General features: G+C 61.6%; 21 protein-coding genes. 5 read left to right on the top strand and 16 right to left on the bottom strand.

Annotation, left to right across the window (positions count from 1 at the left end; translation table 11 throughout):
• Window positions 1-23 precede the first annotated feature (23 nt).
• On the bottom strand, window positions 24-974 hold the full coding sequence (locus AC3ITY_RS23300) for a choline ABC transporter substrate-binding protein (RefSeq protein ID WP_489305229.1): 951 nt from the start codon (window positions 972-974) through the stop codon (window positions 24-26).
• A 270-nt stretch (window positions 975-1,244) separates the two neighbouring features.
• Between AC3ITY_RS23300 and AC3ITY_RS23295 the strand changes: the two genes are divergently transcribed.
• Entirely contained in the window at window positions 1,245-1,973 is a 729-nt protein-coding gene (locus AC3ITY_RS23295) for a class II aldolase and adducin N-terminal domain-containing protein (RefSeq protein WP_489305228.1), read from the top strand.
• 1 nt (window position 1,974) lies between these two features.
• Here AC3ITY_RS23295 and AC3ITY_RS23290 read toward each other — a convergent pair whose 3' ends face one another.
• The 5 genes from AC3ITY_RS23290 to AC3ITY_RS23270 all read right to left on the bottom strand — a co-directional run bounded on the left by AC3ITY_RS23290 (window position 1,975) and on the right by AC3ITY_RS23270 (window position 8,178).
• Entirely contained in the window at window positions 1,975-3,039 is a 1,065-nt protein-coding gene (locus AC3ITY_RS23290) for a GlxA family transcriptional regulator (protein ID WP_477777716.1), read from the bottom strand.
• A 9-nt stretch (window positions 3,040-3,048) separates the two neighbouring features.
• Window positions 3,049-4,710, bottom strand: coding sequence for a choline dehydrogenase (locus AC3ITY_RS23285; RefSeq protein ID WP_489305227.1), 1,662 nt, complete (start codon window positions 4,708-4,710; stop codon window positions 3,049-3,051).
• 145 nt (window positions 4,711-4,855) lie between these two features.
• The gene (locus tag AC3ITY_RS23280; RefSeq protein ID WP_489305226.1) at window positions 4,856-6,025 is read right to left on the bottom strand and encodes an aromatic ring-hydroxylating oxygenase subunit alpha; all 1,170 of its coding nucleotides are present in this window, start codon (window positions 6,023-6,025) and stop codon (window positions 4,856-4,858) included.
• A gap of 192 nt (window positions 6,026-6,217) precedes the next feature.
• Entirely contained in the window at window positions 6,218-7,399 is a 1,182-nt protein-coding gene (locus AC3ITY_RS23275) for an acetyl-CoA C-acyltransferase family protein (protein ID WP_489305224.1), read from the bottom strand.
• Entirely contained in the window at window positions 7,396-8,178 is a 783-nt protein-coding gene (locus tag AC3ITY_RS23270) for an enoyl-CoA hydratase-related protein (RefSeq protein ID WP_489305223.1), read from the bottom strand. The genes AC3ITY_RS23275 and AC3ITY_RS23270 overlap by 4 nt, the downstream gene beginning before the upstream one ends.
• 215 nt (window positions 8,179-8,393) lie before the next feature.
• On the opposite strand from AC3ITY_RS23270, the gene AC3ITY_RS23265 reads away from it, so the two are divergent.
• Genes AC3ITY_RS23265 through AC3ITY_RS23255 form a run of 3 tightly spaced genes read left to right on the top strand, consistent with a single transcriptional unit; the run spans window position 8,394 to window position 11,863 of the window.
• Window positions 8,394-9,500: a polyamine ABC transporter substrate-binding protein gene (locus AC3ITY_RS23265; RefSeq protein WP_489305221.1), complete on the top strand. Its 1,107-nt coding sequence runs from the start codon at window positions 8,394-8,396 to the stop codon at window positions 9,498-9,500.
• 39 nt (window positions 9,501-9,539) lie between these two features.
• Window positions 9,540-10,958, top strand: a complete 1,419-nt coding sequence (locus tag AC3ITY_RS23260) for an aminotransferase (RefSeq protein ID WP_489305220.1) — start codon at window positions 9,540-9,542, stop codon at window positions 10,956-10,958.
• Window positions 10,955-11,863: a helix-turn-helix domain-containing protein gene (locus AC3ITY_RS23255; protein WP_489305219.1), complete on the top strand. Its 909-nt coding sequence runs from the start codon at window positions 10,955-10,957 to the stop codon at window positions 11,861-11,863. Before AC3ITY_RS23260 ends, AC3ITY_RS23255 begins: the two co-directional genes overlap by 4 nt.
• A gap of 179 nt (window positions 11,864-12,042) precedes the next feature.
• Here AC3ITY_RS23255 and paaZ read toward each other — a convergent pair whose 3' ends face one another.
• From paaZ to paaA, 9 genes are all read right to left on the bottom strand, one after another.
• A complete protein-coding gene (gene paaZ, locus AC3ITY_RS23250) occupies window positions 12,043-14,112 on the bottom strand; it encodes a phenylacetic acid degradation bifunctional protein PaaZ (protein WP_489305217.1) in 2,070 nt (689 codons plus the stop codon).
• 58 nt (window positions 14,113-14,170) lie between these two features.
• Window positions 14,171-15,424, bottom strand: a complete 1,254-nt coding sequence (locus tag AC3ITY_RS23245) for an OprD family porin (RefSeq protein WP_489305215.1) — start codon at window positions 15,422-15,424, stop codon at window positions 14,171-14,173.
• 34 nt (window positions 15,425-15,458) lie between these two features.
• A complete protein-coding gene (locus AC3ITY_RS23240) occupies window positions 15,459-17,105 on the bottom strand; it encodes a cation acetate symporter (RefSeq protein ID WP_489305214.1) in 1,647 nt (548 codons plus the stop codon).
• Entirely contained in the window at window positions 17,102-17,410 is a 309-nt protein-coding gene (locus AC3ITY_RS23235) for a DUF485 domain-containing protein (RefSeq protein ID WP_489305212.1), read from the bottom strand. Before AC3ITY_RS23235 ends, AC3ITY_RS23240 begins: the two co-directional genes overlap by 4 nt.
• 177 nt (window positions 17,411-17,587) lie before the next feature.
• Window positions 17,588-18,664, bottom strand: coding sequence for a 1,2-phenylacetyl-CoA epoxidase subunit PaaE (paaE, locus tag AC3ITY_RS23230; protein ID WP_489305211.1), 1,077 nt, complete (start codon window positions 18,662-18,664; stop codon window positions 17,588-17,590).
• 34 nt (window positions 18,665-18,698) lie between these two features.
• Window positions 18,699-19,232 carry a 1,2-phenylacetyl-CoA epoxidase subunit PaaD gene (gene paaD / locus AC3ITY_RS23225; protein ID WP_223460096.1) on the bottom strand — a complete coding sequence of 178 codons (534 nt, stop codon included), beginning with the start codon at window positions 19,230-19,232 and terminating at the stop codon, window positions 18,699-18,701.
• On the bottom strand, window positions 19,219-19,980 hold the full coding sequence (paaC, locus tag AC3ITY_RS23220; RefSeq protein WP_489305210.1) for a 1,2-phenylacetyl-CoA epoxidase subunit PaaC: 762 nt from the start codon (window positions 19,978-19,980) through the stop codon (window positions 19,219-19,221). The genes paaD and paaC overlap by 14 nt, the downstream gene beginning before the upstream one ends.
• Before the next feature lie 8 nt (window positions 19,981-19,988).
• Window positions 19,989-20,270, bottom strand: coding sequence for a 1,2-phenylacetyl-CoA epoxidase subunit PaaB (gene paaB, locus AC3ITY_RS23215; protein ID WP_007943393.1), 282 nt, complete (start codon window positions 20,268-20,270; stop codon window positions 19,989-19,991).
• A gap of 28 nt (window positions 20,271-20,298) precedes the next feature.
• A complete protein-coding gene (paaA, locus tag AC3ITY_RS23210; protein ID WP_489305209.1) occupies window positions 20,299-21,288 on the bottom strand; it encodes a 1,2-phenylacetyl-CoA epoxidase subunit PaaA in 990 nt (329 codons plus the stop codon).
• A 299-nt stretch (window positions 21,289-21,587) separates the two neighbouring features.
• Here paaA and AC3ITY_RS23205 point away from each other — a divergent pair, with 299 nt between their 5' ends.
• Entirely contained in the window at window positions 21,588-22,892 is a 1,305-nt protein-coding gene (locus AC3ITY_RS23205; protein ID WP_489305208.1) for an IS4 family transposase, read from the top strand.
• A 786-nt stretch (window positions 22,893-23,678) separates the two neighbouring features.
• Here AC3ITY_RS23205 and AC3ITY_RS23200 read toward each other — a convergent pair.
• Window positions 23,679-25,109 (bottom strand): IS1182 family transposase, encoded by a 1,431-nt coding sequence (locus tag AC3ITY_RS23200; RefSeq protein WP_489304679.1) that lies wholly within the window; start codon window positions 25,107-25,109, stop codon window positions 23,679-23,681.
• Window positions 25,110-25,311 lie beyond the last annotated feature (202 nt).

The raw sequence follows: 25,311 nt of genomic DNA, 5'->3' as shown, positions 1-25,311 counted from the left end.
AAAGAGATGTGACAAGTAAATGATTACTGACTCGCCAACCGCGAGCTAACCATCGCCAACCCATCCTTGCCATCCCGGCTGTTCACCCCGACCAGCCACGCCTGCAAAACCTCGGGATTGGCCTTCAACCAAGCCTTGGCCGCCGCCCGTGGTTTCTGGTTCTGGTTCAGCACCGCATCCATCAACTGGTTCTCCATGGTCAAGCTGAACTCCATGTTCTGCAGCAGTTGGCCGACGTTGCTGCATTCCTGGAGGTAGCCCTTGCGTACGTTGGTGTAGACCGTGGCCTGGCCGTAGTTCGACCCGAAGTAATCATCGCCGCCGCTGAGGTACTTCATCTTGTTGCGGGTGTTCATCGGGTGCGGTTCCCAGCCGAGGAACACCATCCACTCGTTCTTGCGCGTGGCGCGCTTGAGTTGCGAGAGCATGCCGGCTTCGCTGGACTCCACCATCTTGAAATCCTTCAGGCCGAAGGCGTCCTTGTCGATCATGCTCTGGATCAGGCGATTGCCGTCGTTGCCAGGTTCAATGCCGTAGAGGTGGCCGTTGAGTTTGTCCTTGAACCTGGCGATGTCGGCAAAGTCGTGCAGCCCGGCGTCGTAGACATAGTCGGGCACGGCCAGGGTGTATTTGGCGCCGTGCAGGTTGGCGCGCACGGTCTCTACGGTGCCGGCGTCGCGGAAGGGCTTGATGTCGTTTTCGGTGGTGGGCATCCAGTTGCCCAGGAACACGTCCAGCTCTTTGCCTGAAGACAAGGCGCGGTAGGTCACGGGGATCGACAGCAAGGTGGTCTTGGTCTTGTAGCCGAGGGATTCCAGCACTTCGCTGGCGACGGCGGTGGTGACGCTGATGTCGGTCCAGCCGACATCGGAGAAATGCACCGTGGCGCAGGATTCCGGTTCCGCTGCCTGGGCCGGCAACGGCAGATACAGACATGCAAACAAGGGCGACGCAAGCAAGAACAAGGCTTTCATGGATCAACTCCTCGAGGGTAAACGTCGGCAGCGGTTTGTGAAGCGGTCTTTTTCTTGTTTAAGGTGGGGCAAAACCTGCTTTAACGCGTTGATGGCACTCACTATGGTCGTGAGCATCGCGCGGCCCTTGATCAATCGCGGCAAAACCATGCCGCTTTCCCGCAATCTCAACGCTGGTGGATAACGGCAATCCCTGTCGTTTCCCGTCAAGTGCGCACCCGTTGCGCCCCTACACTGGCAGGCAATCGATCAACCGCTGTGGAGCACGGGATGAATCAACCTGTCGAGCAACTGCGTATCCGCCTGGCCTGTGCGTTCCGCTGGGCGGCGCGGCTGAACCTGCACGAGTCCATCGCCAATCACTTCAGCGTCGCGGTGTCAGGGGACGGCCGGGAGTTTCTGATCAACCCTTACGGCAAGCACTTCTCGCGGATCAAGGCCAGCGACCTGCTGCTGGTCAACGCCGATGACCCCGCCAGCCTTGACCGCCCGGACGCGCCGGACATCACCGCCTGGGCACTGCACAGCGCCTTGCATCGCAACCAGCCCCACGCCCGTTGCATCCTGCATACCCACTCGAAATACGCGACGGCCCTGGCCTGTTTGAAGGATTCGCGCCTGCCGCCGATCGAGCAGAACTGCATGCGCTTTTTCGAGCGGGTGGTGATCGACGAAGGTTTCGACGGCATGGGCCTGGGAGACGAGGCGGAGCGGGTCAGCCGCCTGCTGGGGGATAAGCCGATTCTGCTGATGGGCAACCATGGCGTGCTGGTGGCGGCGCCGAGCATCGCCCAGGCGTTCGATGATCTGTACTACTTCGAACGCGCCTGCGAGACCTACCTCACCGCGCTTGCCACCGGCCGTGAGCTGCGCATCGCCAGTGATGAAATCGCCCGCAAGACCTGTAGGCAATGGCTCGACTATCCGGGCTTTGCCGACAGGCATTTCAATGCGCTGATGGGGATGCTCGACGAAGAAGAACCGGGCTATCGGCTGTGAGTCAGTCTGCCTCGACCGGCCGATGCTCCTTGCGCAGCGGCTGGCGCATCACCGGGGCGGTCCAGACCTGGCTGCGGTCTTCGCTGGGCGGGCAGCCGAAGCGAGCGCGATAGGTGCGGGAAAAGTGCTCCAGCGAACCGAAGCCCGAGCAGGCTGCCACCTGGGCGACGCTCAGGCGCGTCTGTTGCAGCAAACTGTGGGCCTTGGCCAGGCGCAGGGTGATGTAGTACTTGAGCGGAGACAGGCCGGTCTGATGCTTGAATTGCCGCTCCAGTTGCCGCCGTGACAGGCCGACCTGAGCGGCAATCGCTTCGCAATCCAGCGGTTCTTCCAGCGCCTGTTCCATCAAGCCGATGGCGCGGCGGATCTTGCTGCCGTACAGCCCGGTGTTGGTCAGGCCGCCGTCCAGTTGATTGTCGGCCGGTGCGCGCACCTGGCCCATCAACAGGTGCATGCCGATTTCCCGGGCCAGTTCGCTGTCGAGGCTCTGGCCGATCCAGCCCAGCAGCATGTCCAGGGTCGTGGTGGCGCCGGCGCAGGTCATGCGCTGGCGCTCCAGGGTGTAGAGCTGCGGCTTGGCGTGGACCCGTGGATAACTTTCCTGAAACCCTTGCAGGTTGTCCCAATGCACGGCGGCTTCGTAGCCGTCGAGCACCCCGGCGGCGGCGAGCAGTTCGGTGCCGGTTTCCACGCCCATCAACACCGCGCCGAACAGCGCCTGCTTGCGCAACCAGCTTTTGAGCGCGAGGTTGCGGCTGTGTTTGTGCACATCGAAACTGGCGAGCACCACGCACACATCGAAACCCTGATCGGCCTTCAAACCGTCATTGGCGACCGTGGTCAGGCCATTGCTGGCCTGTACCGGCTGGCCGTCCAGGGACAACAGCGACCACTCGAACAGGGGGCGCTGAGTCAGCCAGTTGGCGATGGCCAGCGGTTCCAGCACGGCCGCCAGACCGAAGTTGGAAAACGACGGCAGCATCAGCACCGCGACCCGCAGTGGCGCGACCTCGCCGCGCCGCCAGGTGAAACGTGCATCGGTGCTGCTGGACGACTGATTACTCATGAGTGATCTCTATCGTTGCTGCGTTTGCCATTGTGGATGAATCCACACCGGGGCATCGACGGCCGGCAGTGCAGGCAAGCCGCGAATCAGGTCGCTGGCCTTTTCCGCGATCATCACCGTCGGCGCATTGGTGTTGCCGCTGACGATCATGGGCATGATCGAGGCGTCCACCACCCGTAATCCGTCGAGGCCATGCACCCGCAGTTGCGGATCGACCACGGACTCGGCATCGTCCGCCAGTCCCATCTTGCAGGTGCCGCTGGCATGGTAGCCGGTTTCCGTGACTTGCCTGGCCCAGGCGTCCAGCGCTTCATCACTTTGCGCCTGCGGGCCGGGCACCAACTCTTCACCCCGGTAAGCGGCCATGGCCGGTTGCGCAATGATCTCGCGCACCAGCCGCGCACCGGCGCGCATGTCGGCTCGATCCTGCTCGGTTTTCAGGTAATTGAACAGGATGCGCGGCGGCTGCCTGGGGTCGGCGCTGTCGAGCGTGACGCTGCCCAGGCTGGTGGGGCGCATCAGGTCGATGTGAATCTGGAACGCATGGCCGGGCACCAGGTCGACGCTGCCGGGTTTGACCGCCAAGGGCATGAAGGTCAGTTGCAGGTCAGGAAACTCGACCCCGGCCCGGGAACGGATGAACGCCCCGGCTTCAAAATGGTTGCTCGCCGCCAGCCCGTCGTGGGTGGCAAACCAGCGTGCGCCGATCCACCACTTGCCCGGCGCGGTGGTCCACGGGTAGAGCGACACCGGCTGCTTGCACAGGTATTGCACCACCGTGTCCGGGTGATCGTTGAGCCGCCGGCCGACGCCGGGCAGGTCGTGTCTGACCTCGATCCCCAGGTCCCGCAGTTCCGCTGCCGGACCAATCCCGGACAGCAGCAGTAATTGTGGCGAGTTGATCGCCCCGGCGGTCAGCAGCACTTCACGTCGGGCCAGGGCCTGATGGACCTCGCCATTGTGCTCGTACTCGATGCCGACGGCGCGTTTGCCGTCGAACAGAATGCGCAGCGCCAGCGCGTCGGTGCGCACCTGCACATTGCCGCGTTCCAGCGCTTCACGCAGATAGCCACGGGAGGTGCTCCAGCGCCGACCGGCGCGGGTGGTGCGATCCACTGGGCCGAAGGCTTCCTGGCGATAACCGTTCAAATCATCGCTCAGGCCATACCCGGCCTGGGCGCCGGCTGCCAGAAACGCCGCGCACAACGGCGTCGTAGTATCGCCGGGGGTGACGTGCAGATGCCCGGTCGCCCCGCGGTAATCGTCCGCGCCATCGGCATGGGTCTGGGCGCGTTTGAAGTACGGCAACACGTCCTGATAACTCCAGCCGGCGCAGCCCTGTGCGGCCCAGCCGTCGTAGTCCCGGGCATGGCCGCGGATATAGACCATGCCATTGATCGACGACGAACCGCCCAGCGTGCGGCCGCGCGGCGTGCCGATCCGGCGCCCGTCCAGAAAGGGTTCAGGCTCGGAACTGTAGCTCCAGTTGTAGCGCGTGCCGCCGACCACCAGGCCCACGGCGGAGGGCATGTCGATGGTCCAGCTCCGGTCCGCCGGCCCGGCCTCCAGCAGCAGAATCCGCACCGCCGGGTCTGCGCCCAGACGGTTGGCCAGCACACAGCCGGCGGATCCTGCGCCCACGATCAGGTAATCAAACTCATGGTCGGTCATGGCTTGGGAAGCTCCATCAATAAAAATCACGACACAAAACCTGTAGGAGCGAGCCTGCTCGCGAAGCGGTGGGTCAGGCGGCATTGATGTTGACTGTCGGTCCGCCATCGCGAGCAGGCTCGCTCCTACATGGGCTGCGTAGCAGTCAGATCGACGTCGATCCATGAATCCCGTTAAACACCAACCGATGAAAGTGATGCACCAGGTGCTCGCTTTCATTGCTGCGCTGGGCATCGATCATGTAGCGCCCCTGGTCGTAACCGAGGGAACGCAGGCCTTTCTGCACCGAGATGTTCAGGGCGATGTCTTCCGGCCCCAGGTCTTCGTTCATCCACTTCATGCAGGACTTGCTCACCTCGGCCGTCTCGGCATTGCTGGAGTAGTAGCCGAAGCGCAGCAGCGAGCGCTCGGCGTCAAGCGGGATCATGATGAACGAGCCCAGGAACTCCGAGAACGGGAAGGTATAGAAGGTATTGTTCGGCCACATGCCAATGTTGAAGAAGCACTCGTCGGGGTTGAGGTCCTTGCGCAGGGGCACGCCGTAGGCTTCGGTCACCGTAAGGTTGGCCGGGGCGATGTAGGTCCACCAGTTGTCGCGTTTGGTCAATTGGTAGCCTTTGAAATCGATCAACTTCGCCAGGTCGATGTGGCACGGCCCCGACAGCTTGAAGTGATAACCCTCGATGGAGTTGTCCATGATCACCTTCCAGTTGGCCGGCACGATCACGTCCTGTTCTTCGATCAGGCGCATGTCGGCCAGGTCCGGAAATACCCGGCGCATTTCCTCGTCGGCACCAGGCAACAAGTCCCGCAGGGACGGCGCGTTCGGGTCGAGGTTGAAGTAAATGAAGCCGCCCATTTCTTCGGTGCGCACCTGCGGGATGTTGAACTGCTGCAACTCGAAGTTCTTCATCTTCTCGCAGCGGGGTGCGCTGCGCAGGCTGCCGTCCATTTCGTAGCACCACGAGTGATAGGCGCAACGCACCACGCCGCCAGTGGTACCGCGCCGCTCTTCGAGCAGGCGATTGCCGCGATGCTGGCAAACGTTGTGGAAAGCATGGATTTGGCCCTGACGGTTTTTCGCCACCACCACGCTCTGGTCGAACAGATCCGTGACTACGAATTGCCCCGGCTCGGCGAACTCACTGACGTGCCCGGCGACGTGCCAGGCGTGCATGAAAATGTTGTCGCGCTCGGCCTTGAACAGGGTGTCGTCGTAGAAGTAACGCGAGGGCAGGGTGAAGGCCTCTTCCGGGTCCTGATGGTCCCAGCCATCGATCGGGCTCTGCTGTTTGCGGTTCTGGAAACTGTGCATGGGGCGATCTCCTCAGTGACTGGCCGCGCGGAACGGCTTCGTGTTCTGAGGGGTAATCTAGGGTGCGGGGCGGGGACGGTATTGATCGATTGCGACCAGTTGCAGGGGCAAACCATCAAACGGTTATAGCGAGATCTGAAAAAAACAAAGGCCGGTGATCTGCGTGATCACCGGCCTTTTTTCGGCTATTGCTTAGACGCGTTCGAAAATCGCCGCAATCCCCTGGCCACCACCGATGCACATGGTCACCAGCGCGTAGCGGCCGCCGGTGCGGTGCAGTTCGTGGATGGCCTTGGTGGCGATGATCGCGCCGGTTGCGCCCACCGGGTGGCCCAGGGCGATGCCCGAACCGTTCGGGTTGACCTTGGCCGGGTCGAGGTCCAGTTCCTGGCTGACGGCGCAGGCTTGGGCGGCGAAGGCGATGTTGGCTTCGATCACGTCCAGGTCGGCGACGGTCAGGCCGGCGCGCTTGAGCGCCAGGCGGGTGGCCGGGATCGGGCCCAGGCCCATGAACTCAGGTTCGACGCCGGCGTGGGCGTAGCTGACCAGGCGGGCGAGGGGTTTCAGGCTGTTGGCCTGGACCGCGTTGCCGCTGGCCATGACCAGTGCGGCGGCGCCGTCGTTGAGGCCCGAGGCGTTGCCGGCGGTGACCGAGCCGTCCTTCTTGAACGCAGGCTTCATCGCAGCCAGCTGTTCCAGGGACGTGGCGCGCGGATGTTCGTCGACGCTGAACAGTTTGACGCCTTTGCGATCCTGGATTTCCACGGTCGCGATCTGCTCGCTGAAGTAGCCGCTGGCAATCGCGTGGGCGGCGCGTTTCTGGTCTTCGAAAGCCAGGGCGTCCTGCATTTCGCGGGTGATGCCGTTGCGCGCAGCGACGTTCTCGGCGGTGATGCCCATATGGATGCCATGGAACGGGTCATGCAGGATGCCGAGCATGTAGTCGATGACCTGGGCGTTGCCCATGCGCGAACCCCAACGGGCGGCCGGCATCAGGTACGGGCCACGGCTCATGGATTCGGCACCGGCACCGACGACGATGTCGGCATCGCCGAGCATCAGGGTCTGGGCGGCGTTGATGATCGCTTGCAGGCCCGAACCGCACAGGCGGTTGACGTTGTAGGCCGGGGTTTCCTTCGGAATGCCGGCGTTCATCGCCGCGACGCGGGAGATGTAGGCGTCGCGGGTTTCGGTCGGGATCACGTTGCCCATCACCAGATGGCCAACGAGCGCCGGGTCCACGGCGGCTCGCTCCAGGGCGGCTTTCACGGCCGTGGTCGCGAGGTCGGCCAGCGGCACGTCCTTGAGCGAACCACCGAACGTACCGATGGCGGTACGGGCGGCACTGACGACGTAGATTTCTGGAGTGTTCATGGCTGGTTTCCTTTCGGTGGATTCTTATCTGTACTGCGATTGAGCAGGGCGTTCAAGGCGGTTTTCGCCTCGTCGGTATTCAGGCGCTGGATGAACAGCGTGTTTTCTTCGCGCAGGGTGGCTTCCAGTTCGGCCAGGGAAGCCTGTTTCATCAGCTGCCGGGACTGGCGCAAGGCTTGCTGGGGCATGGCCAGGAAGCGCTGGGCGATTGTTGTCGCCGCCGCCAGGCATTGTGCGCCGTCATCGAAGGCTTCGTTGGCCAGGCCCCAGGCCACCGCTTCGTTACCGTCCAGGCCGTTGCCCAACAGCAGCAGGCTCGCGGCGCGGGCATGGCCGAGCCGGCGTGGCAGCAACAGGCTGGCGCCGAATTCGGGGCACAGGCCGATGTTGACGAACGGCATGCGCAGCTTGGCGTTGCGGGTCACCAGCACCTGGTCGCAGTGCAACAGCAACGTGGTGCCGATGCCGATGGCCGCACCGCAGACTGCCGCGACCAGCGGTTTTTGCAGGCGCGTGACGACCTTCATCAGGTGGAATGCCGGGGCGTCCAGATGCGTCGGCGGGTGCTGGAGGAAATCCACCAGGTCATTGCCGCTGGTAAAGCAGGTCGGGCCACCGGTGATGATGATCACGCCGGTTTGCTCGTCTTCGTCGGCGGCCTGCAGCAGGTCGGCCAACTGCGTGTACATGGCGTTGTTCAGTGCGTTGAGCTTGTCCGGGCGGTCGATCGTCAGCGTCAACACGCCATCGCGTTGCTCGTGTTTGATCAGGTCTGTCATCGCAGGCTCCGCAGGGGTCGGTTCAGGCTGCCACTTTAAGCGCCGGACAAACCCCGATCTATGGCAAAACGGGTCAACTGCACTGCCGCTTTTTGCCATGCCAGTGTGCCAAAAGCGACACACACCCTTTCGGGGTATGGCCGCGCCCGGCGAATCGACCAATAGTGGGGGCATCCGCTCATCCAGAGCCGAACTCGCTATAAGGTGCATTTGCTATGGGCAAGACGCTGCTTAAGGTGATTTCCAGTCTGTTTGTTGTACCGCTGACCTTTCATGCCTACGCCGCTCAAGTGGACGACAGCCATACGCTGCGGCTGTACAACTGGGCGGACTACATCGGTGAAAAAACCATCGCCGATTTCGAAAAGGCCACCGGTATCAAGGTGGTCTACGACACATTCGATTCTTATGAAACGGTGCAGGCCAAGCTGCTCACCGGCCATTCCGGTTATGACCTGATCGTGTTGAATGCCTCCCTCGCGCCACCGCTGATCAAGGCCAAGGTGTTCCAGCCGCTGGATAAAAAGCAGTTGCCGGGGTGGACCAACCTGGATCCACAGATCCTCGAAGATCTGCAAGGCTATGACCCTGGCACCCAGTACTCTGCGCCCTACACCTGGGGCAGCAACGGCGTGACCTACAACGTCGACAAGATCAAGGAACGCATGCCGGACGCGCCGATCGGCTCGCTGGCGATGATCTTCGACCCCAAGATCGTCTCACGCTTTGCCGATTGCGGCGTGACCCTGCTCGATGCCCCGACTGAAGTCATTCCCATGGCCCTGAAGTACCTGGGGCGTGATCCGCGCAGCGCCGCACCGGAGGATCTGAAAGCCGCCCAGGACTTGCTGCTGTCGGTGCGGCCGTACATCCGCAAGTTCGACTCGGTCAATTACCTGACCAGCCTGCCCAATGGCGACGTGTGCATGGCCATGACCTGGTCCGGCGACTACGCCACCGCCATGGCCCGCGCCGCAGAGGCCAAGAAGAAGATCGACCTGGCCTACTTCATCCCCAAGGAAGGCTCGCTGATCTGGTTCGACAACCTGTACATCCCGGCCGACGCGACGCACGTCGCCAATGCTCACAAATTCCTGGAATACCTGATGCAGCCACAGGTGATGGCCGATGTGAGTGATTTCATCAACTACGCCAACAGTAACGCGGCGGCTACCCCGTTGTTGAACGCCGATGTGCGCAACAACCCGGCCATCTACCCCGATCCGCAGACCCGCGAGCGGCTGTTCCCGCAGAAGACCCAGGACGCCAAGGACATGCGGGCGATTACCCGGGTCTGGAGCACCGTGAAAAGCGGCATCTGATGGGTTCGAACGTTAGTCAATTCGGTTAGAGGTTTATTTATGGCGACGCCAACACGCAGCGTTTTTTCCCCAGCGGACGAGTCCCGGCTGGTCAAGGCCGACAAGGCTCACCACATGCACGGCTATCACGTGTTCGATGAACACGCCGAACAAGGCTCGTTGAACATCGTCGCAGGCGTAGGCGCCTACATCTTCGACACCCAGGGCAACCGCTTTCTCGATGCGGTGGGCGGCATGTGGTGCACCAACATCGGTTTGGGCCGCGAGGAAATGGCCGAGGCCATCGCCGATCAGGTGCGGCAACTGGCCTATTCCAATCCGTTTTCCGACATGTCGAACAACGTCGCAATCCAGTTGTGCGAAAAACTCGCTAGCCTCGCTCCCGGTGACCTCGACCATGTGTTCCTCACCACCGGCGGCTCCACCGCCGTGGACACCGCGTACCGGCTGATCCAGTACTACCAGAACTGCCGTGGCAAACCCGAGAAGAAGCACGTCATTGCGCGGTTCAACGCCTATCACGGCTCCACCACCCTGACCATGTCGATCGGCAACAAGGCCGCCGACCGGGTGCCGGAGTTCGATTACGCCAACCCGCTGATCCACCACGTCTCCAACCCCAACCCGTACCGCGCCCCTGATGGCATGGACGAAGCGCAGTTCCTCGAGTTCCTGGTCAAGGAATTCGAAGACAAGATCCTCTCGATTGGCGCGGACAAGGTTGCCGGGTTCTTCGCCGAGCCGATCATGGGCTCGGGCGGGGTGATCATTCCGCCCCGGGGTTACCTCAAGCGCATGTGGGACGTGTGCCAGCGCTACGACATCCTGTTTGTCGCCGACGAAGTGGTGACCTCGTTCGGGCGCCTGGGCAAGTTCTTTGCCTCCTATGATGTGTTCGACGTGCAGCCCGACATCATCACCACCGCCAAGGGCCTGACCTCGGCCTATCTGCCTCTGGGTGCGTGCATCTTTTCCGAGCGTATCTGGAAAGTCATCGCCGAGCCGGGCAAGGGCCGCTGCTTCACCCACGGCTTCACCTACAGCGGGCATCCGGTGTGCTGCACGGCGGCGCTGAAGAACATCGAGATCATCGAGCGGGAAAACCTGCTGGCCCATGTCGATACGGTGGGGGCTTATCTGGAGGAGCGTCTGGCAACCCTGCGAGACTTGCCGCTGGTGGGGGATGTGCGCTGCCAGAAACTCATGGCCTGCGTGGAGTTCGTCGCCGATAAACGCACCAAGGCGCTGTTCCCCGACGAGATCAACATCGGCGAGAAAATCCACGTGCGGGCCCAGGCCCGGGGCTTGCTGGTGCGGCCGATCATGCACCTCAACGTGATGTCGCCACCGCTGATCCTGACGTTTGTCCAGGTCGATGAAATCGTCGAGACCCTGCGCGAGTGCATTCTGGAAGTGGCCGCCGAGCTTGAAGCGAGCGGACAGTACGCGGGCCAATGATTTCGTCAGTCAGGCTGTTACCAAGGGTGTGTCCAGCCGCTAGACTGCGGGGCATGAGCAAACCAGACGACGATACGCTGATCGCGGTGCCCTTCGGGGCATTGCACAAATGGCATGGGGGAATGCGCGAGGCATTCGCCCATATCGACGAGCCTGACGCCCTGCAACACCTGGCGTCGGCGTTGGCGCAGCTGGTGTCCGTCGAGTCGATGATGATCAGCCTGGAGCGCAAGGACCGCGCGCCCCAGTTGCTGCATCAGCGCGGGATTGCCCAGGAGTATCAGGTCTCGATCCTGGAGCGCTATTTTGCCGGCGGTTATTTGCTCGACCCATTCTGCCTGGCGGTTGAGCAGGGGTTGGCGCAAGGCTTCTATCACCTGGAGGAAATTGCCCCGGACAATTTCTTCGACAGTGACTACTACAAATCCTATTACCTGAAGGCGGGCTGCTCGGAAGACAGCTACTACATCGTCGATACGGGCAATGACACGAAGATTTCCGTCAGCCTCTATCAGGGTTTCGGCGGTGAATGCCTGAGCGCCGAACAGCTGAACCTGCTGCGCGCCGTGGAACCGCTGGTGCGCGAATTCATCAGTGAGTTCAGTCAGCGTGGATTGCTGCGCAGTGGCGAGATCCAGTGCGATAAAGACCAGGGCATGCGCGATGATCTCAAGCACCGGGTGCAGTCGGCGTTCGAGCATTTCGGCAGCGATTTGCTCACCGAACGTGAGCGGCAAGTGGCGCACATGGTGTTGCGCGGGCATTCGGTGAAGTCCACGGCCAGCCAGATGAACATCTCGCCGGAAACCGTGCGCATGCACCGCAAGAACCTGTACCTGAAACTGGAGGTGGGGTCGCAGTCGGAGTTGTTTGCGCTGTTTATCGAGTGGTTGCGCAGGCATTAGCAGACAACGCAGATCAAATGTGGGGGCAGGCCCGCTCCCACGGTAGTTTAAGGTGGACCACGAAAGAACTGTAGGAGCGAGCTTGCTCGCGAAGAACCTGAGAACAACGCGTTTATCCAGAAAGCGCGTGCCATCATTCACGTCCATCGCGAGCAAGCTCGCTCCTACAGGGTGCCATGTCAGTCTTCGCGTTTTACGACCAAGGTGAGAATGTCATAGCTCGCCACCAGCTCACCCAACTGGTTAGTCACTTCCACATCCCAAGCCACCACCCCTTGCGGAATGCCCTGCGGGCTCTTCTTGCCCTGATCGATCTTGCGTTTGCAGGTCAGGCGCGCCTGGATGGTGTCGCCGATGCCCACCGGGTTGATGAAGCGCAGGGTGTCGAGGCCGTAGTTGGCCAGCACCGGGCCGACGCCAGGGGATACGAACAGGCCGGCCGCCGCCGACAGCACGAAGTAACCGTGGGCGATGCGCTTGCCGAACTGCGATTCCTTGGCCGCGATCTCGTCGAAGTGCATGTAGAAGTGGTCGCCCGACAGGCAGCCGAAGTTCACCAGATCGGCTTCGGTGACGGTGCGACGGTGGGTCAGCAGCGACTCGCCGATCTGCAGGTCCTGGAAGTAGCGACGGAACGGATGCACGTCGGTCTCGATGACCTTGGCGCCACGCACGAATTCGCCGGTGACCGCCGCCAGCATGGTCGGCGAACCTTGCACCGCCGCGCGTTGCAGGTAGTGTTTCACCGCACGCAGACCGCCCAGTTCTTCACCGCCACCGGCGCGACCCGGGCCGCCATGCTTGAGTTGCGGCAGCGGCGAGCCGTGGCCGGTGGATTCACCCGCCGAGTGACGGTCCAGCACCAGCAAACGACCGTGCCAGGCCGCTGCAACAGGAATTGCCTTGGCGGCGATTTGTGGATCCTTGGTGACCAGACTGGCGACCAGGCTGCCTTTACCGCGAGCAGCCAGGACCAACGCTTCGTCGATGTCGTCGTAAGCCATCAACGTGCTGACCGGACCGAACGCTTCGATGTCATGGGCGCCGCCTTCGGCATGCGGGTCGCGGGCCTGCAGCAAGGTCGGGGCGAAGAACGCACCTTTATCCACATTTTCACCACGCGGCTCGAAACCGTCGCGGGCGCCGAACAGCAGGTCGCTGCTCTGCAACAGGGCTTCCAGGCGTTCTGCCACGTCTTTCTGCTGATCGTGGGAAGCCAATGCGCCCATGCGCACGCCTTCCACCGACGGGTCGCCGACCACCACTTTGGCCAGGCGATCACGCAGGCGCGTGGCGACTGCATCGATATGCTTGGCCGGAACGATGGCACGGCGGATGGCGGTGCATTTCTGCCCGGCCTTGGTGGTCATTTCCCGGGCGACTTCCTTGATGAACAGCTCGAACTCTTCGTCGTCCGGGGTCACGTCCGGTGCGAGGATCGCGCAGTTCAGCGAGTCGGCTTCAGCATTGAACGGCACCGAGTTGCGGATCAGATTCGGGTTGACCCGCAGCTTGGCCGCGGTGTCGGCGGAACCGGTGAAGGTCACCACGTCCTGGCCTTGCAGACGGTCGAGCAGGTCGCCGGTGCTGCCGATGATCAGTTGCAGGCTGCCCGCTGGCAGCAGGCCCGATTCGTCCATCAGGCGCACCACGGCCTCAGTCAGGTAACTGGTGGCGCTGGCCGGTTTGACGATGCACGGCATGCCGGCGAGGAAGCTCGGGGCAAACTTTTCCAGCATGCCCCAGATCGGGAAGTTGAACGCGTTGATGTGCACCGCCAGGCCGCCGCGAGGCACCAGGATGTGCGTACCGGCGAAGGTGCCCATTTTGCTCAGCTGCATGGCCGGGCCTTCGTGGACGATGTTGCCCGACGGCAACTCGCGGGAGCCGAGGCTGGCGTAGGTGAACAGCGTGCTGTTACCGCCTTCGATATCGATCCAGCCGTCGGCACGGGTCGCGCCGCTGTGATGGGAAATCGCGTAGAGCTGTTCCTTGCGCTCGCTCAGGTACAGGGCCAAAGCCTTGAGACGCTGGGCGCGCTGCTGGAAGTCCAGCGCCATCAAGCCGCTGATGCCCTGGCGACGGCCGTGTTCGATGGCCTCGGCAAAGTCCGGGCGTTCTTCATGAGTGTGCGCAATCTCGCGTCCGTCGATGGCGCTGCGCAGCACTTGTGCGCCCTGTTGGCCGATCCAGCGACCGGCGATGAAACTCTGCAGGGTAGGGGCATGCAGGGTAGGGGCGTGAGACATCACGATTGCTCCTGGTTATGAAGGGTTTTGGCGCGGTCGCGACCGCGCCTTTTCGGAATTACCAAAGCGCCAGGGTGTAACCGACGATCAGCCGGTTCTCATCGACGGCGGTAGTCAAGCCATTGCCGGAACGGAAGGTCACGTTGCGCCAGCGCAGGCTGACGTTCTTCAACACACCGCTCTGGATGACGTAGCTGATATCGGTGTCGCGCTCCCATTCGCTGCCGTTGCCGACGCTGCCGGCCTTGACATGGCTGCCGTCGGTGTAGCGGGTCATGAAGGTCAGGCCGGGAATGCCTTGCGCCGCGAAGTCATAGTCGTAACGCAGCTGCCAGGAATCCTCGTCGGCGCGGGTAAAGGTGTTGAAAGTCACCAGGTTGACCACGTACGGATCGCCGCCGTTGAGGAACGGAAAGGCGCTGTCGCCGGACAATTGCTGGTAGGCGGCACTGACCTTGTGGGCACCGTGGGACACCGTGAACATGCCGTTGAGGTTGCGGTTGTCGATGCGCCCGGCCCGTTCGGCGCCGTCGCCCCGGCTGTCGAAATAACGCAGGTCGCTGCGCAGGTTGAAGCCGTTGCCCAGCGGTTGCGTATGCACCAGTCCGGCGAATTGCTGGCGATAGATCTGGTCGAGCTTGCCGTAGTAGTAGCTCAGGTTCAGTTGCGGACTGAACGCGTAGCTGCCGCCACCGAAGTCGAAGTTATCGCTGCTGGCAGCGCCGAAGCCGATGTCATCGTTGCTGGAAGAGTCCCGCAGGTTAGCCTTGGTCAGGCGACCGGCATTCACCGTCAGGCCGTCGACTTCCTGGCTGGTCAGCAAGCCACCTTCAAAGGTCGAGCCCAGCAGGCGTGTGTCGTTGTAGGTCGCCACTGGCAACAAGGGTTGCAGGGTGCCGAGTTTCAACACGCTCTTGGAGACCCGCAATTTGCCGGTCAGGCCCAGTTCGCTGTAATCGTCGTCGGGCTCATGGCTCTGCGGGCCAAACGGCAGCAGCCCGGTGCCACGGCGGTCGGGACTGGAGTCGAGCTTGAGCCCCAACTCGCCCAGTGCGTCGAGACCGAAACCGAAGGTGCCGTCGGTGAACCCGGACTCGATGCGCGCAGTGAACCCCTGGGCCCATTCTTCGGCCTTGGATTGCGGCGCGTTGTCCTGACGGAAGTCGCGGTTGATGTAGTGGTTGCGCATATCAATACGGGCCTTGCTGTCGCCGATGAAGTCGGCCATGGCGCTGGGGGCGATCATGGGCAGACTCAATGCGGCGGCCATCGAAAACAGTGATGGGTAAGACGTGGTACGTGCGGGTGTCATTATTTTTATTCCCTGCCAACTGTTCGGTCGTCGTTTAGTGTTTGCTGGCGCCGGTGGCACCGATGCCGGTCATCGAGCGGATGAACTGCGCCAGATAACGGCCACGCTCAAGGGCTGCACGGGGCGAGGTGTCGGTGACGGAAAACAGCCATGCACTAAAGAACGCCAGGCTCATGGAAAACAGCGCCGGGTTGGAGTAAGGGAACAGCGCTTTGTCGTGATGCATCACGTTGACCCACACCGCCGGGCTCAGCACCAGCAACACAATCGCCGAGACCAGTCCGGACAGACTGCCGAGGACAGCGCCGCGGGTGGTCAGGCCTTTCCAGTACATCGAGAGGAACAGCACCGGGAAATTCACCGACGCCGCGATGGCCAGCACCAGGCCCGAGAGGAAGGCAATGTTCTGCGATTCGAACAGCAGGCCAAGGATGATCGCCAGCACACCGATGCACAGGGTGGCGATTCGCGACACGCGCATCTCTTGCTGTTCGCTGGCCTGGCCCTTGCGCATCACGCAGGCATACAGGTCATGGGACACCGCCGAGGCGCCGGACAGTGCCAGCCCGGCAACCACCGCCAGGATGGTGGCGAAGGCGACCGCCGAGATGAAGCCGAGGAACAGGTTGCCGCCTACTGCGTGGGCCAGGTGTACGGCGACCATGTTGCCGCCACCGATGATCGCGCCGCTGGCGTCGCGGAACGCCGGATCGGTGCCGACCATGACGATGGCGCCGAAGCCGACGATGATCAGCAGCAAGTAGAAGTAGCCGATGAAACCGGTGGCGTAGAACACGCTTTTACGCGCTTCCCTGGCATCGCTGACGGTGAAGAAGCGCATCAGAATGTGCGGCAGGCCGGCGGTGCCGAACATCATGCCCAGCCCCAGGGAAATCGCATCGATCGGGTTGGACAGCAAGCCGCCGGGGGCCATGATCGCGTTGCCCTTGGCATGCACGGCGGTGGCACCGGCAAACATCGCCTCAGTGCTGAAGCCGAAGTGCTTGAGCACCATGAACGCCATGAAGCTGGTGCCGAACAACAGCATCACCGCCTTGATGATCTGCACCCAGGTGGTGGCGAGCATGCCGCCGAAGGTCACGTAGAACACCATCAACACGCCGACCAGCATCACCGCGTAGAGGTAGTCGATGCCGAACAACAGTTCGATCAGCTTGCCGGCGCCGACCATCTGCGCCACCAGGTACATCAGGGCCACGGTCAGGGTGCCGAAGGCCGAGGTCAGGCGTACCGGGGTCTGTTCCAGGCGATAGGACACCACGTCGGCAAAGGTGTACTTGCCCAGGTTACGCAGGCGTTCGGCAATCAGGAACAGGATGATCGGCCAGCCGGCCAGCACGCCCAGGGCGTAGAGCAAACCGTCGTAGCCATTGAGGAACATCATCGCCGAGATGCCGAGGAACGAGGCTGCCGAGATCATGTCGCCGGCAATCGCCAGACCGTTCTGGAAACCGGTCATGCCGCCGCCAGCGGTGTAAAAGTCGCTGGTGGAGCGGGTGCGAAGTGCCGCCCAGCGTGTCACGCCAAGGGTGAACAGCACGAACACCAGGAACATGCCGATGGCGTTCCAGTTCAATGGGCGGGCTGTGCCGTCAGCAGCCATCGCAACATCAGTGACAGCCGCCAGCGGCAGCAGGAACAGCGCAAGAAGGCGGCTCATCGGGCGCACTCCTGCTTGAGTTTTTCATTCAGCGGGTCGATCACGTTGTTGGCGCGATAGACATAGAAACCGGTCAGCGCAAAGGCCAGCCCGACGATGATGACACCCACCAGCATGCCCACGGTGGTCACGCCGCCGCTCAGGGATTGGCCGAGGGTAGAAGGGGAGAAAGCCACCAGCAGCACGAAGCCGTAGTAAATCACCAGCATGGCCAGGCTCAGTGACCAGTACAGCTTCTGTTTACGGCGAACCAGCTGGATGAAATCCGGGTGCTGGCGAATGAGTTCTACTTCCTGGGGTGTCATGACGCGCGCTCCTTTGTTGTTTTTGTTTTGGGTGAAACGGTGTATTCGGGTCGATCACCGGATCCCTGTGGGAGCGAGCCTGCTCGCGAAGACTGCGAATCAGGCGCCATCAATGTCGGATCTGATGGCCTCTTCGCGAGCAGGCTCGCTCCCACAGGATTTGGTGTGAATCGGATATCAGAGCTGATCGAAATCCAGCACCACCTTGTCGCTGATCGGGAAGGCCTGGCACGACAGCACGTAGCCGGCGGCCACTTCGTAGTCTTCCAGGGCGTGGTTGCTGTCCATTTCCACTTCGCCTTCGATGACCTTGCACTTGCAGGTCGAGCACACCCCGGCCTTGCACGAGTAGGGCAGTTCCGCACCTTGCTCGTTACCCGCTTCGAGGATGCTCTGGCTGTTGCGCGGCAGGTCGAACGCCAGGGCGCGGCCGTCGCTGATCACGGTGATCTGGCTGACCGCCGCATCCACCTGACGGGCGGCTTCGCGAGCGGCGCGTTTTTGCTCGCTGCCGGCGGCGGCGAACAATTCGAAATGGATGCGCTCAGGTTGCATGCCCTTGGCCTTGAGGCTGTCGCGCACGGTCTCGGTCATCTCCTGCGGGCCGCAGATGAAGGCGGCGTCGAGGGCCTTGACGTCGAGCCAGCGGCTGAACAGTTGCTCGCACTTCTCGGCGTTGATCCGGCCGTTGTACAGGTCGACATCCTGCTGCTCGCGGCTGAACACGAAGATCAGGTTCAGGCGTTGCAGGTAGCGGTTTTTCAGGTCTTCGAGCTGCTCGCGGAACAGCGCGCCGGAGCTGGAGCGGTTGCCGTACAGCAGGGTGACGCGGCTGTGGGGCTCGGTTTGCAGGGTGGTCTTGATGATCGACAGGATCGGCGTGATGCCGCTGCCTGCGGCCACAGCGAGGTAATTGCCATGGCGCGCCGGATCGAGCTCAACGCAGAAGTGCCCGGCGGGCGGCATCACTTCCAGGGTGTGCCCGGCTTTCAGCTGTTCGTTGGCAAACGCCGAGAAGCGTCCGCCCGCCACACGCTTGACGGCGATGCGCAGTTCACCGTCGTTGACCCCGGTGCAGATCGAGTAGGAGCGGCGTACTTCTTCGCCGTCCAGTTGGGTGCGCATCACCAGGTGCTGGCCCTGGGTGTAGTGAAAGCTGTCTTGCAGTTCCTGCGGAATCTCGAAGGCGATGGACACCGCGTCACGGGTCTCGGCGCGCACGTCCTTGATGGTCAGGCTGTGAAATTTGCTCATTGTTGTTCTCCAGCTGGGACGGCCGATTCGCCGCTCAGATGCACTTGAAATAGTCGAACGGTTCCCGGCAATCGACGCAGCGGTACAGCGCCTTGCAGGCGGTGGAGCCGAACTGGCTGAGGACCTCGGTGTGGGCGCTGCCGCATTGCGGGCACACAACCTGCGGGCTTTCGCCGAGCAGGCTGCGCTTGCTGGTGCTGCCCTCGGGCGGTGCGATGCCGTAGGCGCGCAGGCGTTCGCGGCCGCTGTCGCTGATCCAGTCGGTGGTCCAGGCCGGGGTCAACTTGCGCTCCAATTGCGGCGCCTTGAATCCGGCGAGTTCCAGGGCCTCGCGGATATCGCTCTCGATCACTTCGGTGGCCGGGCAGCCGGAGTAGGTCGGCGTGACCACCACGTGAAGGTGGCCGGCCTGCCAGTCCAGATCGCGGACGATGCCCAGGTCAACCACGCTGACCACCGGCACTTCCGGGTCCATTACCTCTGCCAGAATCGCCCACGCGGCAGCCAGGTCGGTCGGTTGAGCCGGCCGGGCGCCGAGGTCGCTGGCGATCAGCTCACCAGGTTGCATCGGGATACGCTCGTGGCAGGAACTGCATTTCGGCCAGCAGGATGCCCAGGTGTTCGGTGTGCAGGCCCTTGCGTGCATTCAGGTAGAAGTAGCTCGGCTTGGCCGGCACGGGCAGGGTGGCGCTGGTGAAAATCTGCTCGACCTTGGCTTGCCACTGGGCGGCCACGCTGGCGATGTCCGGGGCGATGCCGGCTTCACACACACGCTGCTCGCTGTCATCGGCGGCGATCAGTTCCACGGTGAAGCGCCAGACTTCGGGGATGGCCGCGAGCAAGCGCTTGTGGCTTTCCTCGGTGCCGTCACCCATACGCTCGATCCATTCGCCGGAGCGGCGCAGGTGATAGGTCACTTCCTTCACCGCTTTGGCGGCAATCCCGGCAATGCGTTCGTCGCTGGACTGGCTCAGGCCCTGCAGTACCGGCAAATGCCAGGCGTCATAAAGGAACTGCTTGAGCATGGTCACCGCGAAGTCGCCGTTGGGTTGTTCCACCAGCAGCAGGTTGCGATAGGCGCGCTCGTCGCGACGGAACGCCAGGTGATCGGCATCGCGGCCGTCGTCCAGCAGTTCGGCGGCGTACTCCAGCCAGTTGCGTGCCTGGCCCACCAGGTCGAGGCCGACGTTCATCAGCGCCAGCTCTTCTTCCAGCGCCGGGGCCTTGCCGCACCACTGGCACAGGCGCTGGCCCTGGATCAGGGCGCTGTCGCCGAGGCGCAGCAGGTATTCGATCAGATCAGTCTTGTTGTCCATGGTCGACCTCACATGTGCCCGACTTCGGCCGGCAGCTCGTAGAAGCTGGCGTGGCGGTAGACCTTGTCGTCCGACGGATCGAACAGCGGGTCTTTTTCATCTGGCGACGAGGCGGTGATCAATGCCGAAGGCACCACCCACAGGCTCACGCCTTCGCTGCGACGGGTGTAGAGCTCGCGGGCGTTCTCGATGGCCATGGTGGTATCGGCGGCATGCACGCTGCCGACGTGCTTGTGGTTGAGGCCGTGCTTGCTGCGCACGAAGACTTCGAAGAGGGTCCACTCGGACATTTCAGTTACTCCACATCAGGTGGCCGGATCAGGCGGCGTGCTTGTTTTGTTTTTTGCGGGCGTGGGCGACGGCGGCTTCACGGACCCAGGCACCGTCTTCCATCGCCTTGCGGCGGGTGGCGACGCGTTCCTGGTTGCACGGGCCGTTGCCCTTGAGCACTTCGTAGAATTCGTTCCACTGGATTTCGCCGAAGTCGTAGTGGCCGCGTTCGGCGTTCCACTTCAGGTCCGGATCGGGGCAGGTGCAGCCCAGCAGTTCAAGCTGCGGGATGGTCTGGTCGATGAAGCGCTGGCGCAGTTCGTCGTTGCTCTGGCGCTTGATTTTCCACGCCATGGACTGGGCGCTGTTCGGCGAGTGTTCGTCGCTCGGGCCAAACATCATCAGCGACGGCCACCACAGGCGGTTGATCGCGTCCTGGACCATGTCTTTTTGCGCCTGATTGCCGTGGCGCATCATGGTCAGGAGGATTTCGTAGCCTTGGCGCTGGTGGAAGCTCTCTTCCTTGCAGATGCGGATCATCGCCCGGGAATACGGGCCGTAGGAGGTGCGCTGCAGCACCACCTGGTTGACGATCGCCGCACCATCGACCAGCCAGCCCACCGCGCCCATGTCGGCCCAGTTCAGCGTCGGGTAATTGAAGATGCTCGAGTACTTGGCCTTGCCGCTGTGCAGCTTGGCGACTTCTTCATCACGGTCGGCACCGAGGGTTTCCATGGCGCTGTACAGGTACAGGCCGTGGCCGGCTTCGTCCTGGATCTTGGCCATCAGTTGCAGTTTGCGTTTGAGCGACGGCGCGCGGGTGACCCAGTTGCCTTCGGGCAGCATGCCGACGATTTCGGAGTGGGCGTGTTGGGAGATCTGCCGGATCAGGGTCTGTCGGTAGGCATCTGGCATCCAGTTCTTGGCTTCGATCTTGATTTCTGAATCGATTTTTTCCTGGAATGCGCGTTCCTGGTCGGACATTTCCGAGAGGGCTTTGATGCGCTTTACGCCTGTTTCTACTAGCTGTGCGTACATTTTTGAGTTCCCGCCTTGAATCTGTTCTGGGGCATGGGGAACTTTATAAGCGATACAGGATTTAATATCAAACAAAAAATGACGTGTCATATTTGTTTTTGTATCGCTTTGGATGAGTGGTCGCTTTTTTGGGGTGGTGTACATATCTGTTTTTTTGGTAACGGCCACTTATGGTTTCGCCCTTACGGCCAGCCCTTTCAAGGTCTTCGTTTAGAATCCCCTAAAAACCAGTCAGGGTGACGAAAACGATGTGGGCAGAAGTTCTAGCGCGGTTTGAAAAAAAGACACCGGCCAGTGTCATGACGAAATTGATACTGGAGCAGGCTGTTCCTGCCGAATGGGTTGATCAGGTGTTTGAAGAACACCGTCAACGCCAGTACCCGCGTGAGCTTTTGTTTTCGACCATCGTTGAGCTGATGTCCCTTGTTTCATTAGGTTTGCGCCCTTCTTTGCATGCCGCTGCCCGGCAAATGGAGGGGCTGCCGGTTACGTTGGCGGCGCTCTATGACAAGGTCAGCCGCACAGAGCCCGCGTTGCTGCGGGCGTTGGTTACAGGAAGCGCCGAGCGCCTGGCTCCGACGATAAAAGAGTTGGGCTGCTCAGCCATTTTGCCCGGCTGGCAGCTGCGCATTGTCGACGGCAACCACCTGCCTTCTACTGAAAAACGCTTGGGGGCTTTGCGGCGTGAGCGAGGTGCGGCGCGACCAGGGTTTTCAGTAGTGGTCTACGACCCGGACCTCGATCAGATCGTCGACTTGCAGCCATGCGAGGATGCCTACGCCAGTGAGCGCGTCAGCGTGCTGCCGCTGTTGGCCCACGCCACTAAGGGCCAGCTATGGATGGCCGATCGGCTGTACTGCACGCTGCCCGTCATGCAAGCCTGCGAGGAAGCGGGGGCTTCGTTCATTATTCGCCAGCAAAGCAAACATCCACGGTTGATTGAGGAAGGCGGCTGGCAAGAATCTGTGGCCATCGAATCCGCAACGGTGCGCGAGCAAATCATCGAACTCAAAGGTGGTCACCGCTGGCGTCGAGTTGAACTGAACCTACAGACACCTACTGACTCAGGCGACACTGTGATGTGGTTCTGGAGCAACTTGCCAGACACCGTCAGCGCCGGGCAGATCGCCGAGTTATACCGTCGTCGCTGGAGTATCGAAGGGATGTTCCAGCGCCTGGAATCGGTGCTGGACAGTGAAATCGAAAGCCTTGGCGCTCCGCGGGCGGCGTTGCTGGGTTTTGCCTCGGCGATCCTGGCCTACAACGTCCTGGCAGTGCTCAAGCGCAGCGTGGAACAGGCTCATCGCGAGACATTGCCCGAAGGCTGGGAAGCTTCGATCTTCCACCTGACGGTACAAGTGCGTAGCGGATACGAGGGCATGCAGATCGCACTGCCCTCAGATTACCTGACACTTCAAACGACCTTAGAAACGCTGGCAACGCGACTGTTGGCGCTCGCCAGGAATATCAAGCCCAAGCAAGTGGCCAAAAGCATACGTGGTCCCAAAATCGCCAAACCCAAGGAGTGGCTGGACGGCAAAGCTGCGCACGCTCATGTGTCGACGGATCGGGTGCTTAAGGCCCATAAAGGGAAAACACCTTGAAAGGGCTGGCCCTTACGGCGACTTACTTTTTTTACAAGCGCCTAAAAAAAGTAAGCAAAAAAACGCTCGCCCCGAACGTACGGCCCCTCGCCTGGGCTCGGGGTTCCTTCGCTCCGGCATTCATCCGGGGGCATCGCCTCCGGTCGGCTTCGCTCGACCTCCTCTCGATGTGTTCGGCTGCGCCGAACGGCGCTGCGCGCCTACCCCCGGATGAACGCCTCCGCTCAGCCTTCCGAGGGGGCGGGTGGATCAAGATCAAGAGCTGCAGGCGAGCTAACGCTCGGCCTGATGAGTGGTGAAGAGCGACGCGGTGGTGTGGGCTGCTCTGCCTTTGCTCTTCTGTAGGAGCGACGGTGCGGCGATCCGACCTGCTCGCGAAGGCGGCCTGCCAGCCGACCAGTGTCTTTCAGATGTACTGAGTACCTGTGGGAGCGAGCTTGCTCGCGATGACGGCCTGCCAGCCGACTCAATTCTCACAGGCGAACGAACCCCGCGATCAGGCCGGCCGGCAGGCCGCCTCGCTTTTGCTTTGGCTTTAGCTCTTGATCTTCTTGCCCCCTCGTGAGGCCGAGAGGAGGTTCTGCGCAGTGGGCAACCCGGCATGGATGCCGGGTTAGCCGCCGCCGGCCCAGAGTGTGTAAAAACTAGTTCAAACATCGTCGGCGCGTAGCGCCGACGATGTTTGGCTGGCTAATTACACCTAAAGCGTTCTTCGTAGCTCCAGCCGGCTTTTAATGCCGCTAGTAACGCTTCTCAGCTCGTCCATCGGGCAAAAAAGGAGGCTTTTCAGGCCGCCAGCGCTTTCATCAGATTCTGCGCACCGAGGATTTTCATCACTCGCTTCAAGTTGTAGGCGAGCACATTCAAGCTCATTTCGGTGCTCACCCCGGCAAGCCGTCGGGTCAAAAAATGTGTCGCACCCATCCATTGTTTGAGCGTCCCGAAGGGATGTTCGACGGTCCGCTTGCGGATGCTCATCATCTGCGGCGCATTGTCTAAGCGGACCTGCATTTCCTCCAGCACCGCCTCATGTGCCCAGCGACGAACCTTTCGCTCTCTGGCCGGTGTGCATTGTGCTTTTATCGAGCAGGCCCGGCAGTTGGAGCTCCAGTAACTGTTCAGCGTCTTGCCATTGTCGACGTAAGAGTTTCGCCAGATCAGCACTTCCTTGACGGGGCAGACGTACACATCTTTGTCCGCGTCGTAAACAAACTCGTCATTGTTGAAGCGGCCATCGAATTTGGCGCGCGAGCTCAGCGTCTTCGGCACATAAGCGCTAATTCCGGCCTCGTAACAGGCAAGGATTTCCCCGCTTTTGAAGTACCCTCGGTCAGCCACCACCGACAAAGATTCGAGTTTCATCGCCTCACGGGCCTGCAGCGCCATCGAGCTGAGCTGATCACGGTCGTGACCCACATTGGTCACTTCGTGCGCGACAATCAGATGGTGCTTGGTATCGACCGCGGTCTGTACGTTGTAACCCACGATTCCTTTGCCGCTCGTCATCATCGAGCGGGCGTCCGGGTCGGTCAGTGAAACCTGCTTATCAGGCGATTCCTCAAGCTGAACTTCAATCGCCTGAAGCGCTTTCATTTGCTCCTTTAGTTTGGCGATTTTCTCTTCAAGGCCGCCACTTTTGGGACCCGAGGGCATGGGCTCTTCCCGATCAGCCGCATCCAGCGCCTTTAGATAACGGCCAATGCTCGATTCGATTTCTTCCATCCGCCGCTTCAGCTTGGCGCTGGTGAAATTGCGGTCGCGGTGGTTCACCGCCTTGAATTTGCTGCCGTCGATAGCAACCAGGTTTTCCGCGAAAAGCCCCAACTGCTGGCACAGCACAACAAACTGGCGGCAGACGCCTCGAATGGCTTTGCTGTTGTCTTTGCGGAAGTTGGCGATGGTCTTGAAGTCCGGCATCAAGCGACCGGTCAGCCACATCAGTTCGACGTTGCGCTGCGCCTCGCGTTCAAGGCGTCGGCTCGACTGGATGCGGTTTAGATAGCCGTAGATGTAGATCTTCAGCAGGACTGCCGGGTGGTAAGCCGGTCGGCCGGTTTCAGCGGGGACAGCGCTTTCAAAACCCAAGGTGATCAGATCGAGTTCATCAACGAAGACATCCACAACGCGCACCGGATTGGTGTCGCTGACGTAATCGTCCAGGCTCTCGGGGAGCAAGGTACTTTGACCTCGGTGTTCACCTTGAATAAAGCGTTTCATGGGCAACCCTTGCGATGAAATCCTGGGGAATCATAGCAAGGGTTGGCTTGGATGTTTTGACACACTCTGGGCCATGGATGGCCGATGGCGGCGGGCCCACGGAGCAGGACCGGAGCAGGACCGGAGCGAGGGCATGCCGAGCCTTGGCGAGGCACCGAACGTCAGGGGCAAGAGCCCTTGGTTACTTGGGGCTTTTCCAAGT

The organism is Pseudomonas sp. GL_091 (assembly GCF_057837725.1).
Note: the sequence above shows the minus strand (reverse complement) of the source record. Positions and strands in the feature narration are given on the sequence as shown.